General features: G+C 65.7%; 8 protein-coding genes. 6 read left to right on the top strand and 2 right to left on the bottom strand.

Going from position 1 to position 14,530, the window contains the following annotated elements; all coding sequences use genetic code 11:
* Nucleotides 1-161: 161 nt before the first annotated feature.
* The gene (locus ACIQ39_RS05795) at nucleotides 162-797 is read right to left on the bottom strand and encodes a flavin reductase family protein (RefSeq protein ID WP_396433661.1); all 636 of its coding nucleotides are present in this window, start codon (nucleotides 795-797) and stop codon (nucleotides 162-164) included.
* A 118-nt stretch (nucleotides 798-915) separates the two neighbouring features.
* Here ACIQ39_RS05795 and ACIQ39_RS05790 point away from each other — a divergent pair, with 118 nt between their 5' ends.
* The 5 genes from ACIQ39_RS05790 (at nucleotide 916) to recD (ending at nucleotide 12,122) form a co-directional block, all read left to right on the top strand.
* Nucleotides 916-1,284 (top strand): glutaredoxin domain-containing protein, encoded by a 369-nt coding sequence (locus ACIQ39_RS05790; RefSeq protein WP_396433660.1) that lies wholly within the window; start codon nucleotides 916-918, stop codon nucleotides 1,282-1,284.
* Nucleotides 1,285-1,292: 8 nt separating this feature from the next.
* Complete coding sequence (locus tag ACIQ39_RS05785; protein WP_396433659.1) at nucleotides 1,293-1,646, top strand: hypothetical protein; 354 nt, start codon at nucleotides 1,293-1,295, stop codon at nucleotides 1,644-1,646.
* A gap of 524 nt (nucleotides 1,647-2,170) precedes the next feature.
* Nucleotides 2,171-5,875 (top strand): exodeoxyribonuclease V subunit gamma, encoded by a 3,705-nt coding sequence (gene recC, locus ACIQ39_RS05780; protein WP_396433658.1) that lies wholly within the window; start codon nucleotides 2,171-2,173, stop codon nucleotides 5,873-5,875.
* On the top strand, nucleotides 5,872-9,753 hold the full coding sequence (locus tag ACIQ39_RS05775; RefSeq protein ID WP_396433657.1) for a UvrD-helicase domain-containing protein: 3,882 nt from the start codon (nucleotides 5,872-5,874) through the stop codon (nucleotides 9,751-9,753). The genes recC and ACIQ39_RS05775 overlap by 4 nt, the downstream gene beginning before the upstream one ends.
* A 53-nt stretch (nucleotides 9,754-9,806) precedes the next feature.
* On the top strand, nucleotides 9,807-12,122 hold the full coding sequence (recD, locus tag ACIQ39_RS05770; RefSeq protein ID WP_396433656.1) for an exodeoxyribonuclease V subunit alpha: 2,316 nt from the start codon (nucleotides 9,807-9,809) through the stop codon (nucleotides 12,120-12,122).
* On the opposite strand, the gene ACIQ39_RS05765 is transcribed toward recD, so the two are convergent.
* Entirely contained in the window at nucleotides 12,119-12,394 is a 276-nt protein-coding gene (locus ACIQ39_RS05765) for a hypothetical protein (RefSeq protein WP_396433655.1), read from the bottom strand. The two genes, recD and ACIQ39_RS05765, sit on opposite strands and share 4 nt — an antisense overlap.
* Before the next feature lie 111 nt (nucleotides 12,395-12,505).
* On the opposite strand from ACIQ39_RS05765, the gene ACIQ39_RS05760 reads away from it, so the two are divergent.
* Nucleotides 12,506-13,705 (top strand): pyridoxal phosphate-dependent aminotransferase, encoded by a 1,200-nt coding sequence (locus tag ACIQ39_RS05760; protein ID WP_396433654.1) that lies wholly within the window; start codon nucleotides 12,506-12,508, stop codon nucleotides 13,703-13,705.
* Nucleotides 13,706-14,530 lie beyond the last annotated feature (825 nt).

Raw genomic sequence — 14,530 nt, 5'->3', positions numbered from 1 at the left:
AAAGGGCGAAGGGGCATGGCGCATTGTGAGCGGCAGCTGTTAACCCCGTTGCTGCAGAGCCTACTTGTAACTGCACGGCTGGTCAGCGTTTGCACTTGTTGCTGGGCCCTTGGGTTGCTTGCTTGGCCACCGGGCACCCAGGCCTTGTGCGAATTTTTGGCTTAGGGCGGCAAGTCGCGCGCACCGCTTTCGGGGCGGTGCATTTTGAACAGTTGCGCGGGACCGATGCTGAAGTAATCGGCTGGCCCGCCACCGCGCAAAATATGGCCGGCGTTGGCCGTGTCATACACACCGCCGGGCAACAGGCGCTGGTCGATGTGAACGCCCACCACTTGGCCAAACACCATCCAAGTGGCGATTTTTTGGCCCTGCAGGTCTTGCAACTGCAGGATTTGGGTGCAGCGGCACTCAAAACTCACCGGGCTTTGGGCCACGCGTGGCACAGCCACAGTGCGCGAGGGCTCGGGGGTCAGGTGGGCCACATCAAACTCACTGACATCGGGCGGCACCGCCTCGCAGGTTTGGTTCATCGCTTGGGCCAAATCGCGCGTGACCAAGTTCCAGACAAATTCGCCAGTGGCTTCGATGTTGTTCAATGAGTCTTTGCGCCCGATGCTGGAAAAGCCGATCACCGGTGGCACGTAATTGAAGGCGCTGAAAAAGCTGTAGGGCGCCAAATTGAGCACCCCACTGGCGCTGCGGCTAGAGACCCAACCAATCGGACGCGGACCCACAATCGCGTTGAAGGGGTCATGTTTCAGACCGTGGCCCAAATGGGGCTCATAAAAATGCATCATGCGGGCACTTTAATGGGTCAGGTGCATGGCGGGCAGTCATGCGCAAGACAGCGCCTGCAGACTATGATGACAGGCTCAAAAGACCCCAAAAAACGCCAAAAAACCCCAAAGGACCGCCATGCCTCGCACACTTCTTGCCGAATCGGCGATTCACCCTCACATTCGCCAGACCATCGACTCGCACCACTTGCCCGTCATTCAGCAAGTGCAAACGGCCACGGCCCAGCACGCGGTGGTGGTGGTGGGTTTGTCGGGCAACCCGTTTGTGGGCAAAGCCCGTCAGGCTTTGACGGCCGCAGGCGTGGACCACGAGTACATCGCGTTCGGCAGTTACTTTTCGCAGTGGCGCTTGCGCAATGCCCTGAAAATGTGGACCGGATGGCCGACCTTTCCCATGGTGTTCGTGCGCGGCAGCTTGGTGGGTGGGGCCGACGATTTGCGCCGTCTGCTGGACAGCGGCGAATTGCAAACCCTGCTCAAGGCCTAGGCGTCGCTGTGCCAAGCGCTGCGCAAGCCGAGTTGTGGCGCACAGAATCGGCCGATCCGGTGGCTGTGCTGCAAATTCCAGGGGCTTTGTTGCGCGCCCGCACGTTTGACATTGACGTCAGCTTGTGCGTGCGTGTGCCCTTGGACCCCGCACAGGCTTGGCATGCGTTGACGCTGGAGATTGACGGCCAAAGGCAGTGGCACCGGCGCATTGCCAGCAGTTGCCCCGGTCAAACCGATGGGCTCGATTACCACTGCCGCCTGGTGCTGCCGGCCGACTCGGCCATGCGCATTCGCGCCGTGGCTGGCACACAGGGTTCGGTGGTCTCTTGTTTGCAAATTGAGGCACGCGAAGTCTTGTAAATGGCCGCAAACCGGCGCTGCTGCCCCGCCCGTGTGCTGCGCACATGCGCTGCGGCCAGACCGCGCGCTTGGCCGATGCCCGCCGAGTTGACCCGCTGAAACGTGCCCAAGTTTGTGGATAAGTCCTTGCACAACTGAGCGCAGCCCCGTTTTCAGGGGCTTCGCAGCAGGTGCTCTTTTTTTGAGCACTTGGAGCTTTGGGGCCGCGCATGCCGTGTGCGCGATGGCCGGCGTTTTTGCGGCTATTCTTGCAGCTTGCTTGCCCAGTTGGGGCCGCCTGTTGGGCCAGCGCCATGGTGTTTGTGATGGTCGAGGCCACTGCGTTTTCTTCTTCCCAGCCTGTGTCACCCGGCCCCTTGCGCCGGGGACCAGAGCGCACAGGCTTGTTGGCAAAAGGCAGGGGTGGGCAGGGGTGGGCAGGGGTGGGCAGGGGGTGCCGGCTCTGGGCCCAGGATGACTTGAAAATTGAACAACATGGTGTGCTTATTTCATCGGACCAGATCAACAACGCCTCGAAACACCGCATGACCACGCCTTTGATCGCCCCTGGCTTTTTGGCCCTGCACAGCCACCGCGCTGAGCTGCTGGCCGAGACCTTATCGGCCTGGTTGACGCGCCAGCCCTTGGCCCCCCTGGAGCCAGAGGTGGTGCTGGTGCAAAGCAATGGCATGGCCGAGTGGATCAAGATGAGCTTGGCCGGGCAGAGCGGCGGCGTGTGCGCCGCAACACGGGTGGAGTTGCCCTCGCGGTTTTTGTGGCGCACCTACCGCCAGGTGCTGGGCGCAGGCCAAGTGCCCACCGATTCGCCGCTCGACAAACTGCCCATGACGTGGCGCTTGATGGCCTTGCTGCCCACCTGTGTGGGCGAGGCGGTGTTCCAGCCCGTGGCGGGTTTTTTGCAAGCCGGGCGCCCAAGGCCTGGCATAGCGACCGCGCCCAAGCAGGGCCTTAACCAAGAACCTGATCAAGAACCTGATCAAGACCCTGACCTGCACCGTTTGTGGCAGCTGGCCAGCCGCTTGGCCGACTTGTTTGACCAGTACCAAATCTACCGCCCTGATTGGCTGCAAGACTGGGACGCAGGCCACATGGTGCTGCGCCAGCAGCCCGACCAGCCCGTGCGGGCGGACGACCCACGCGGCCAGTTGCCGCCAGACCAGTTGTGGCAGGCCGCACTTTGGCGGCGCGTGTTGGCCGGCTTGACTGAGGCCGAGCAGCAGGCCACCCGGCCCGCCTTGCACCTGCGGGCTTTGGCGCGTTTGCATTCAGGCCAAGCCCTGGCCAGCCCGGTGGCACGGCGCGTCTCGGTGTTTGGCATGAGCCACATGCCCAAGCAGTTGCTGGAGATGCTGGCCGCGCTGTCCACGCACAGCCAAGTGCTGCTGGCCGTGCCCAACCCCTGCCAGCACCACTGGGGCGACATCATGGACGGGCGCGATGCGTTGCGCGCCGAGCGCAGGCGGCATGCTTACAAAAAAGAAAACCTCTCGGCCCTTCCTTTTGAGCACATGCATTTGCACGCCCCGGCCTTGCTCGCGGCCTGGGGTCGGCAAGGGCGTGACTTTGTGCGCCAGCTCGACGCCTTTGACGACCTGCAGGCCGCGCAAGAGCGCGCACCGGGCGTGCGGCTGGATTTGTTCGACCCTGCCCCCGGGGCCGATGACAGCCGCTTGCTCACGCAGCTGCAAAACCGCATCCGCGATTTGCGCTCGGCGCAAGAGCCGGTGGACGCCGCTTTGCAGCCGCAGGACGATTCGGTGCTGTTCAAAATCGCGCACAGCCCGGTGCGCGAGTTGGAGGTGCTGCACGACCAGTTGCTGCAGTGGTTTCACGAGGAGCCCGAGGTGTCGCCGCGCGATGTGGTGGTCATGGTGCCCGACATCGAGCCCATGGCCTCGGCCATACGCGCCGTGTTTGGCCAGTACAAACGGGGCGATGCGCGCTTCATCCCTTTCGACATCGCCGACCTGGGCGCGCAGGCCACCAGCCCGGTGGTCCACGCGGTGCAGTGGCTGCTGGCCTTGCCCCAGCAGCGCGGCCGCATGAGCGAGCTGGTGACGCTGCTGGAAGTGCCAGCCTTGGCGGCGCGCTTTGGCATTCAGAGCGCGCAGTTGCCCACGCTGACCCGCTGGATGGCGGGCTCGGGCATCCGCTGGGGCTTGTCGGCTTCGCACCGCGCAGGCCTGGGCCTGGGGGCCTGTGGCGATGTCAATTCGGTTTTGTTTGGCGTGCAGCGCATGCTGATGGGCTACGCCTGCGGGGCCGACCCGGTGCCCGATGCCGATGGCATTCAGCCCTTTGCCGAGGTGGGCGGTCTGGATGCCGAGTTGGCCGGTGCCCTGGCGCATCTGCTGCAGGCCTTGCTGGACTGGTGGCAAACCAGCCACAGCGCCGCCACGCCGCTGCAGTGGGCCGAGCGCTGCCGCGGCCTGCTGGCGGCCCTGTTCAAGGCGCAAGACGACACCGACCGCAACGCCTTGTCGGCCCTGGACCAAGCCCTGAACGACTGGACCCGCGCCGCAGACCAGGCCGATTTTGCAGAACCTGTGCCCCTGGCGGTGGCCCGTTCGGCCTGGCTGGAGGCCTTGAAAGTGCCCCGGCTCGAACAGCGTTTTCGCGCTGGGGGGGTGACCTTTTGTACCCTCATGCCGATGCGGGCGATCCCTTTCCAAAGGGTGTGCTTGTTGGGCATGAACGACGGCGATTACCCGCGCCGCAGCCCGCGCACCGACTTTGACCTGCTGGGATTGAGCGGCATGAGCCGCCCCGGTGACCGCTCGCGCCGCGACGACGACCGCCAGCTGATGCTCGAAGCTTTGCTGTCGGCCCGCCGCACGCTGTACGTGAGCTGGAGCGGCCGCAGCGTGCGCAACAACAGCGAGCAAGCCCCCTCGGTGCTGGTGTCGCAGTTGCGCGACGAGATCGACGCGCTGTGGGGCGCAGGCAGCGCCGAGCGCCTGACCACGGTGCACCCGCTGCAGCCCTTCAGCCGGACGTATTTTGAAGCGGGCAGTGGCTTGTTCACCTACGCCCGCGAATGGCGCGCCGCACAAACGCCTTCATCCAACCCCTCATCCACCCCCTCATCCACCCCCTCAGAAGGCGAGGGTGGTGGCCTGCCGCGGACACCCCAAGCGGACGGCCTTGGCCTCTTGCCCCCCATGGAATCGGCCCAAGGCCTGCCCGTCATTGGCTTGGCGCAGTTGGCCAGGTTTTTGCGGCAACCCGTGGGGGCTTTTTTTCGCGAGCGCTTGCAGGTGCACTTGGAAGACGAGCGCAGCGCAGTGCACGATGAAGAATTGTTCGGCCTGGGCGGCCTGGACCAGTACCAGCTGTTGCAGCACGAACTGCAGCATGTGCCCCCTGACTTGAGCGCCGAAAAATTGCCCCGTTACACCCACACCGTGGTGCAGCGCCTGCGCCAAGCCGGGGCGATGCCGCTGGCGGGTGTGGGCCAACACGCGGCGCATGCTTTCTCGCAGCGCTTGAGCGCCTTGTTGGGCGCGGCCCTGCACGAGCGCCAGGGTTGGGTGCCAGCGGCCACGCGGGTGTTGATCGATGTGGCGCACCCACATGTGCGCCTGCAAGATGCTTTGAGCGTTTTGACCCCCGAGGAGGAGCATAAGGAGCAAGAAGACCAGGAGCAGGAGCAGGAGCAGGAGCAGGAGCAGGAGCAGGAGCAGGACGGCGGCGCGCGGCGCATCTTGCGGCTCATCGTGTTGAGGGCCAATGCCCTGGCTGATTTGAAATCCCCAACACCACAGGCCATGCCGGACAAACTGATCGACATCTGGCTCCTCTGCCTGGCCTGCGCCGCCATGGGCCAGCCGCTGAGCTGCGTGGTGGTGGGGGCCAATGCCGTGCTGCGGGTGCCGCCGCAAGAACCCGTCAGCGCCCGTGCGCAATTGCAGCTGCTGCTGGCCACTTGGGCCGAGGGCATGCGCTGGCCGCTGCCTTTGCCGCCCGCGCTGGCGCTGTTGTGGCTGCAAGAGCCGAACAAAACAAACGCCTTGCTCGACCTGTACGAGGGCAGCAGCCACCAAGGCTCTGAACGCGACAAAGACCCGGCGCTGGCGCGCACCTACCCCACACTGAATGCGCTGATGGCGCATGGCGATTTCGCGCGCTTGGCCGAGGCGGTTTATGCCCCTTTGCGCGACTGGGCGGAGAAGATCCAAGTCGAGGCCTTGCCCGAAGCCCAGGCCGTGACCTCAGAGGGGTCTGCATGAACACCGCTTTGAACGCGGCTTCTGGTGCCGCCGAGGTGGCGGTTGGCCGGGCCCTGGATGCCGCCACCTTCCCCTTGCGCGGCAGCCACCTGATCGAGGCCAGTGCGGGCACCGGCAAAACCTGGACGATTGCCGCGCTGTATGTGCGTTGGGTCTTGGGCCATGGTGGCCCCGACACGGCACCCGTGCGCCCGATGTTGCCGCAGGACGTGTTGGTGATGACCTTCACCCGTGCCGCCACCCGTGAGTTGTCCGAGCGCATCCGCGCCCGACTGAGCCAGGCCGCCCGGGTGTTTCGGGGGCTGGACCCCAGCGAGGACCGCTTTTTACTGGGCCTGATGGCCGACTACCCCGCTGGCCCGGCGCGTGCGCAAGCCGCCCATCGGCTGGCGCTGGCCGCGCAGGCCATGGACGACGCGGCGGTCTACACCATCGACGCCTGGTGCCAGCGCATGTTGCGCGAGCACGCCTTTGACAGCGGCAAGCTGTTTGAAGAAAAACTGCTGGGCGACGAAGCCGCGCTGCGCCTGGAAGCGGTGCAAGACTATTGGCGCCAACAGCTCTACCCCATGTCGGCCGAGCAGGTGCTGCTGGCGCAAAGCATTTGGCGCGACGTGCCCGCCCTGGAGGCCGACATGCGCGCATTGATGGGCGTGCCATTGCCCGAGCCCGAACACGAACACGGCGGCAACTTGGCGTCCTTGCTGGCCGCCACGGTGGCGGCGCGTCAAGCGCAATTGCAAGCCCTGAAACTCGGCTGGGACAAAAAGGCCGACGACCTGCTGGGCTGGGTCGAGGCGCAACTGGCCGCCCCCCAACACGGCTGGGATGGCCGCAAGCTGAGCGTCAAAAAATGCGCCGAATGGCTGGCCGTGCTCAAAGCCTGGGCGCTCAGCCCTTCGGACGTGCCTGCTTTGCAGGTCGGCATGAAAACCGGCTGGACGCGCTTCACGCCCGAGGGCCTGCTGGCCTGTCGCAAGCCCGGCTTCGAGACGGTGCTCCTGCCGCCCGAAAGCCAGGCCTATGCCGCATTGCAAACCGCTTTGTTGGCCCTGCCCGAGCCTTCAGAACAGGCCCGTTTGCATGCCCGCAGCCATGTGCTGCAGCGCCTGCACGAACTCAAGCAGCGCAGCGGCTTGTTCGGCTTTGCCGACATGCTGCAGCGGCTGGATGTGGCGCTGGCCGACCCCGAATCGGGCGAACGCCTGGCCCAGCGCCTGCGCGAGCAGTTTCCGGTGGCCTTGATCGACGAGTTCCAAGACACCTCGCCGCTGCAGTTGCGCATCTTTGACCGCATTTACCGCACGGCCGAGAACGACCCAAACACGGCGCTGCTCTTGATTGGCGACCCGAAACAGTCGATTTACGGCTTCCGGGGGGCCGACATCCACAGTTATATGGCCGCGCGCCGCGCCACCGAAGGCCGCCAGCATGTGCTGGGCACCAATTTCCGGTCCACCCAAGCCCTGGTGGCGGTGGTCAACCGCTGGTTTGAGATCCCCGCAGATGCCTTTGGCTACCGCACGGGCCAAGACAAGCCCTTGCCCTTTCAGCCTGTGTTGGCCCAAGGCCGAGTCGAATCACTGCATGTCCGCACCGGCCCCGTGCCAGCCATGACCGTGGTGTACGACAACACGCTGCGCAGCCAACGCGACGCGCGCAGCCATTTGGCGGCGCTGTGCGCCGAGCAGATCGTGGCCTGGTTGGCCGACCCGCAGGCCCGCTTTGTGCAACCGAGCCAGGGCGATGTGCCGCTGCAGCCCCGGGACATCGCCGTGCTGGTGCGCACCGGCCAAGAGGCCACGGCGGTGCGCGATGCCTTGCGTGCGCGGGGTGTGGCCTCGGTCTACCTGTCCGACCGCGACTCGGTGTTTGCCAGCGACGAGGCCCAAGACCTGTGCTTGTGGCTGCGCGGTGTGTCCGAGCCGCAAGACATGCGCCGTGTGCGCGCCGCCTTGGGCACGCGCACGGTGGGCCTGTCCTTGGCCGAGTTGCACGCCCTGGCCACCCAAGACGATTTGCTCGACCAGCGCGCCGAGCAGATGCGCGAGCTGCACCAGGTGTGGCAAAACCAGGGCGTGTTGGCCATGCTGCGCCAGTCGCTGCACCGCCTGCAGTTGGCCGGGCGCTGGCGCGGCCAGGCCGATGGCGAGCGGCGGCTGACGCATGTGCTGCACTTGGCCGAGTTGCTGCAAACGGCCAGCAGCCAGCTCGATGGCGAGCAATCATTGATCCGCTGGTTGGCCCAGCAAATCGACGAAACGCGGCGCGGCAACGCGGCCGAGAGCGATGACCGAACCGTGCGCTTGGAAAGCGACGAAGACCTGGTCAAGGTCATCACCATCCACGCCAGCAAGGGCCTGGAGTACCCGGTGGTGTGCTTGCCGTTTGCACACAGCCACCGCGAGGTCACGGCGGGCAAAGCGGCGGTTATGCAGGTGGGCGAGGCGGGTGCGCGCCACTGGACACTGGCGTTTGACCGTGCCGACGCCCAAGGGGCAGACCACGACCGCCTGCGCGAAGACCTGCGCCTGTGGTACGTGGCGCTGACCCGGGCGCGGCATGCGCTGTGGGTGGGCTGGAGCCCGGTCAAACGCGGCAACGGCCAAACGTGTGTCAACCACGACAGCGCGGCCGGCCATTTGCTGTCGGGCGGCGCAGCGCTGGCGGCTTCGGATTGGTGGCCCCGATGGCAAGCCTTGCAGACCGATGCCCAAGGCCAAGCCCTGTCGGTGCAATTCACGGCAGCGCCAAGCGATGTGCCCTTGACCCCTTGGCAGCGCACCGTGCAGCGGCCCGCGCTGCGCGAGGCCTTGGTGTGCACCGCCCGCATCGACAAGCGCTGGGGCATCGCGAGCTTTTCGCGCTTGACGCGTGACCTGGCCGCGCAAACCTGGTCACAGCCTTCTTTGCCGCCGACGCTGCAGCCTTATTTACAGCCATCCGTGCAGCCTCTTATGCAGTCGCCCTTCTTCGACACTGTGGCCGACGGGCCCAGCACGCCTGCTTTTTTACAGACCCGTTTGGACCTCATCGCGCCGCGACCGGCCGACGACGAGCCGCAGGACCAAGCGCCAAATGACGCGGCCCTTTTTGGCGCGCAGTGGCCCCCTGCAAGCAGCACGCAACTCGCGGTTGCGACCAGCCAAGTGCAGGCCCCGTGGCACCACTTTCCCCGTGGCCCCAGTGCGGGCAACTTCTTGCATGAGCAAATGGAATGGTTGGCCAGCGAAGGCTTTGCCCTGTTGCCCGGGACCGCGACGGCCGAACGCTTGGCCAAGCGCTGCGAGCGCGCGGGCCACAAGGCGCAGGCCCAAGGCGTGGTGCAGTGGTTGGCGCGGCTGGTGGCGCAGCCCTTGGCGGGGCCGAACGTGGCCCTGAATGCCTTGAGCGCACAACACCAGCTCTTGCCTGAAATGGAGTTTTGGTTGCCTGCTGAGCGCTTGCTGGCCCGTGACATCGACGCCCTGTGCCAGCTGCATTTGCTGCCCGGTGTGGCCCGGCCCCAGCTGCCCGACGCGCAGCTGCACGGCATGCTCATGGGCTTTGCCGACTTGGTGTTCGAGCACGCCGGGCGTTATTGGGTGCTGGACTACAAATCCAACCAGCTGGGCACCGAGGACGCGGCCTACACCGCCCAGGCCTTGGACGCGGCCATGGCCCAGCACCGTTACGAGGTGCAGGCCGCGCTTTATATGCTGGCCTTGCACCGCTTGCTGCGCGCTCGCATGGGCGCGGCCTACGACCCGGCGCAGCATTTGGGCGGCGCGGTGTATGTGTTCATGCGCGGCATCGACGGGCCAGCCGGGGGCTGCTGCACTTTGCCCGCGCCGCTGGCCTTGATGGCCGGTTTGGACGCGATGCTGGGGGCCTCATGAACTCGGCATCAAAGCCTCACAAGCCTCACAAACTTCAGACCCGTCTGGCCCCTATGTCCCCAGCTGCACAGCGGGACTGGCTGCAGGACGGGCCCCAGCCCGCGCCGGGCTTGAGCACGGCGCAAGCCCTGCAGTGGCTCATGGCCGCTTCGGAGGCCGGTTGGCTGCGCCGCCTGGACAGCGCCTTGGCCGCGCAACTGCAGCGCCTGGACCCGGCCACGCCCGCGCCGGTGCTGGTGGCAGCGGCCCTGCTGGCGCACATGGAGGGCCGAGGCCACACCTGCTTGGCGCTGCACGATTTGGCCTCACCGCCCGTGGCCCTGCTGGGCTGGCCGGCACAGGCGCTGCAGTCCCCGCAGGGCCTGCTGGCGCTGTGGGCGCAGATGCCGACCGATGCGGCCGCTTGGCGCTGGTCCTTGCAGGCAGCCCCCAGCGCTGTTTTGCGCCGCTTCGACGCGCCAGAAGGGGGCCAGCCCCTGGTCTTGGGCGGCTCTGTCGATGCGCCCTTGCTTTACCTGCGCCGCTACAGCGCCTACGAAGCACGTGTGGGGCAAAACCTGTTGCAACGCGCCCAAAACGCAGTGCCGGTGCCCGAGGCCTTGGCGCGGGCCTGGTTGGACCGGTTTTTTGACGCCCCGGCCCATCCAGTCATCCACGAGGAGGAAATGGGGGAAAAACGGGGTGCGTCTTTGGAGGACCCCAAGTTCCCCAAGTTCCCCAAGTTCCCCATATCCCCCATGGCCGCGGTGTCAGCCACCGACTGGCAAAAGCTGGCCTGCGCCGTGGCTTTGCGGGCGCATTTGTCGGTCATCACCGGTGGCCCGGGCACGGGCAAAACCTACACCGCCGCGCGCTTGTTGGCGCTGTTGCTGGCGCTGCACACTGGCCCCAGCCCCTTGCGCGTGGCCTTGGCCGCGCCCACTGGCAAGGCCGCAGCGAGGCTCAAACAATCGATCGACGGCGCACTCAAAGCGCTGCAAGGCTTGGCCCAACAAGGGCCAGCCGGGCAGGGGGCGCAAGAGGGTGCGCAAGAGGGGGTGCAAGAGGGTGTGCAAGAAGGTGCGCAAGAGGGTGTGCAAGAAGGTGCGCAAGAGGGTGTGCAAGATGGTGCGCAAGAAGGGGCGCAAGAGGGGGTGCAAGAGGGTGTGCAAGTGGCCGCTGGCGAGGGCCTTGACTTGGACACACTCATCCAGCGCATCGGACCGGCCCGCACTTTGCATGCGCTGCTCGGCGCGCGGCCCGACACCCGCATGTTCCGCCACCACGCCGCCAACCCGCTCGATGTGGACGTGCTCATCGTTGACGAAGCCTCGATGGTGCACCTGGAGATGATGGACGCTTTGCTGCAGGCCTTGCCGCCCACGGCCCGTCTGGTCTTGTTGGGCGACAAGGACCAGCTCGCCTCGGTCGAGGCGGGGGCGGTGCTGGGCGATGTGTGCCGCGACGCGTTCCAAGGCGGCTACCAGGCTGAGACCTTGCGTTTTGCGCAAGAGGTGGCGGGGCAAAGTTTGGCCGAGACGTTTCACGCCCGCGCCGGGCAGGCGGTGTCGGCCTTGGCCCAACAAACCGTGATGCTGCGCCAAAGCCGCCGTTTTGACGGCCCGATTGGCCAGCTGGCCGAGGCCGTGAACGCGGGCCATGTGGATGCCGCTTGGGCCTGCTTGGCCGCGCCCTCAGGCCCGGCCCAGCCTTTGCTGGCCCTGCAACCGGACAGCCCCCAAGCCGTGTGGGCGCTGGCGCTGGGCCGCTCGCACAAGCCTTCTTACACCGATTACCTGCTGCGCCTGCGGCAAGGCCCGGCGGGAGCCGACGCCGACGCGCATGCCGATTGGGTGCGCAGCGTGTTGCAGGCCTTTGACCGCTGCCGCATTTTGTGCGCCGTGCACCAGGGCGAGTGGGGCAGCCACGCGCTCAATGCGGGTGTGCAAAAAGCCTTGGCCGAGGCGCACTGGCTCGCACCACAAGGCGAGTGGTTTGCCGGTCGCCCGGTCATGGTCACCCGCAACGACGCGCAGCTGGGCGTGTTCAACGGCGACGTGGGCGTGGCCATGCCCAATCTGCAAGGCCAGCTCAAGGTCTGGTTTTTGGACGGCGAGCAACTGCGTTCGGTCAGTGTGTCGCGCTTGGCCCATGTCCAAACCGCGTTTGCCATGACGGTGCACAAAAGCCAGGGCTCGGAGTTTGCCCACACGGTCTTGGTGTTGCCGCCGGGCGCGGCCGAGGTGCTGTCGCGCGAATGGGTCTACACCGGCATCACCCGTGCCCGCGAGCAGTTCAGTTTGGTCGAAGCCCAGGCCGGTTTGTTCAATGCTGCGCTGGCCCGGCCCAGTGTGCGGGCCAGCGGTTTGCGCCTGTGGTGGGGCGGTTAACTCGCGTGCCCCTCACAGGCCCCGGCATTGGGTCGGCCTCGGCATTCGCGCTGCAGTCGTTTGTCGCGCTCGGCCTGGCTTTCAGCTGAGCCTTTGTCGGTGGGTGGTTTTGGCGCTTTGGCCGGTTTGGGTTTTTGGCCCTTGCCGGCGGGCTTTGCGCCAGTGGTGGCGGTGAAGCTCTCTACGGCACCACTGGGGCGGGCCAGACCCATCAGCCCCAAAACGAGGGCGGTGCTGGTCAGCAGCTGGGTCAGTTTGAATGCAAAACGCATGTGTCGCATGGCGGTTCACCGCAGGGTTGGTGGTGCTGTCCATGATAGGCAAAACATGCGCTTGTGCAAAGGGCGACGAAGGCAGGGCAAGTCTTTCGTTAGGATGAGTGCATGAACACCCACACCCCCCCTTTCATGCGCCAGGCCATCATGGACCTGGAAGCGTCGCGCATCCGCGAAGTGGCCAACGCCGGCATGGGCCGCCCCGATGTGCTGGCTTTTTGGTTTGGCGAGTCCGACGAGGTCACGCCCGACATCGTGCGTCAGGCGGCCGTCGACTCGATGCAGCGCGGCGAGACCTTTTATTCGCACAACCTGGGTTTGCCCGAACTGCGGCAGGCCGTGTCCGACTACATGTCGGCCTTGCACGGCCCCATCGACGTGGCGCGCTTGGCCATCACCTCGGGCGGCGTGAACGCCCTGATGCTGGCCGCACAAGCCTTGATCGACGCCGGTGATGAGGTGGTCGCGGTCACCCCGGTGTGGCCCAACCTGACGGCCCAGGCTTTGGTGATGGGCGCGAATTTGAAGTGCTTGTCGCTGCGCCCGGTGCAGGGCCAATGGCAGCTCGACATGGCAACGCTCAAAGCCACCATCACGCCCCAAACCCGGCTGCTGATCGTCAATTCGCCCAACAACCCGACAGGCTGGACGCTCAGCCGCGCCGAGCAAGCCGAGATCTTGGCGCACTGCCGCAGCACCGGCACCTGGGTGTTGGCTGACGAGGTGTATGAACGCCTGTATTACGAGGCCGACACGGCCAACGGCTGCGCACCGTCTTTCTTGGACGTGGCCGAGCCAGACGACCGTTTGGTCGTGGTGCACAGCTTTTCCAAGAGTTTTTTGATGACCGGCTGGCGTTTGGGCTGGCTGGTCATGCCCGAGGCCATGACCCCGCACATGGGCAAGTTGATCGAGTTCAACACCTCGTGTGCCTCGGTGTTCACGCAAAAAGCGGGTGTCGTGGCGCTGCACAACAGCGCCGACATCACGCCCCGCGTGGTGGCGCACCTGAAAGCCTGCCGCGACACCTTGGTGCCGCTCTTGCAAGCCGTGCCGGGCGTGCAACTGGCCCCAGCCAAGGGCGGCATGTACGCGTTTTTCAGACTGGAGGGGCACCCCGACGCGGTGGCAACGGCCAAGCGCTTGGTGGCCGAAGCCGGGCTGGGCCTGGCCCCCGGCGAGGCCTTTGCGCCCGAAGCAGCAGGCTGGCTGCGCTGGTGCTTTGCGTCCAAAGACTTGGCGCGTCTGGCGCAAGGTGTGGCGCGCTTGCAAGCGTGGTTGCAACAAAACCCCTCGGCCACCCGCTGAACGCATGGTTCAGGCCGGTGATGTGAGCAATGCGCGGTGGGGGTTGGGGGTTGGGGCTTGAGGGTTGAGGGTTGAGGGTTGAGGGTTGAGGGTTGAGGGTTGAGGGTTGTGGGTTGTGGGTTGTGGGTTGAGGGTTGTGGGTTGTGGGTTGAGGGTTGAAGGTTGAAGGTAGTGGGTGGTTGTGGGTTGTGGGGGTTGGGGCGGGCCAAGCGCGGCAAGCATGGATCGCTTCGTGCCTCGCGATGACCCAACACCAACGTCACTGCGAGGCGCTTAGCGACGCGGCAGTCCATGGATCGCTTCGTGCCTCGCGATGACCATTCCAGCGTCATTGCGAGCGAAGCGCGGCAATCTGCAATGTCACTGCGAGGCGCTTAGCGACGCGGCAGTCCATGGATCGCTTCGTGCCTCGCGATGACCATTCCAGCGTCATTGCGAGCGAAGCGCGGCAATCTGCAATGTCACTGCGAGGCGCTTAGCGACGCGGCAGTCCATGGATCGCTTCGTGCCTCGCGATGACTATTCCAGCGTCATTGCGAGCGAAGCGCGGCAATCTGCACCGTCACTGCGAGACGCTTAGCGACGCGGCAGTCCATGGATCGCTTCGTGCCTCGCGATGACCATTCCACCGTCACTGCGAGGAGCGCAGCGACGCGGCAGTCTATAGATCGCTTCGTGCCTCGCGATGACCATTCCAGCGTCATTGCGAGCGAAGCGCGGCAATCTGCAATGTCACTGCGAGGAGCGCAGCGACGCGGCAGTCCATGGATCGCTTCGTGCCTCGCGATGACCATTCCACCGTCACTGCGAGGCGCGCAGCGACGC

Origin of the sequence: Limnohabitans sp. (assembly GCF_044361645.1) — a bacterium.
Taxonomy (GTDB): domain Bacteria; phylum Pseudomonadota; class Gammaproteobacteria; order Burkholderiales; family Burkholderiaceae_C; genus Limnohabitans_A.
The sequence above is the reverse complement of the archived record's forward strand: the minus strand, read 5'-3'. Positions and strand labels throughout refer to the sequence as shown.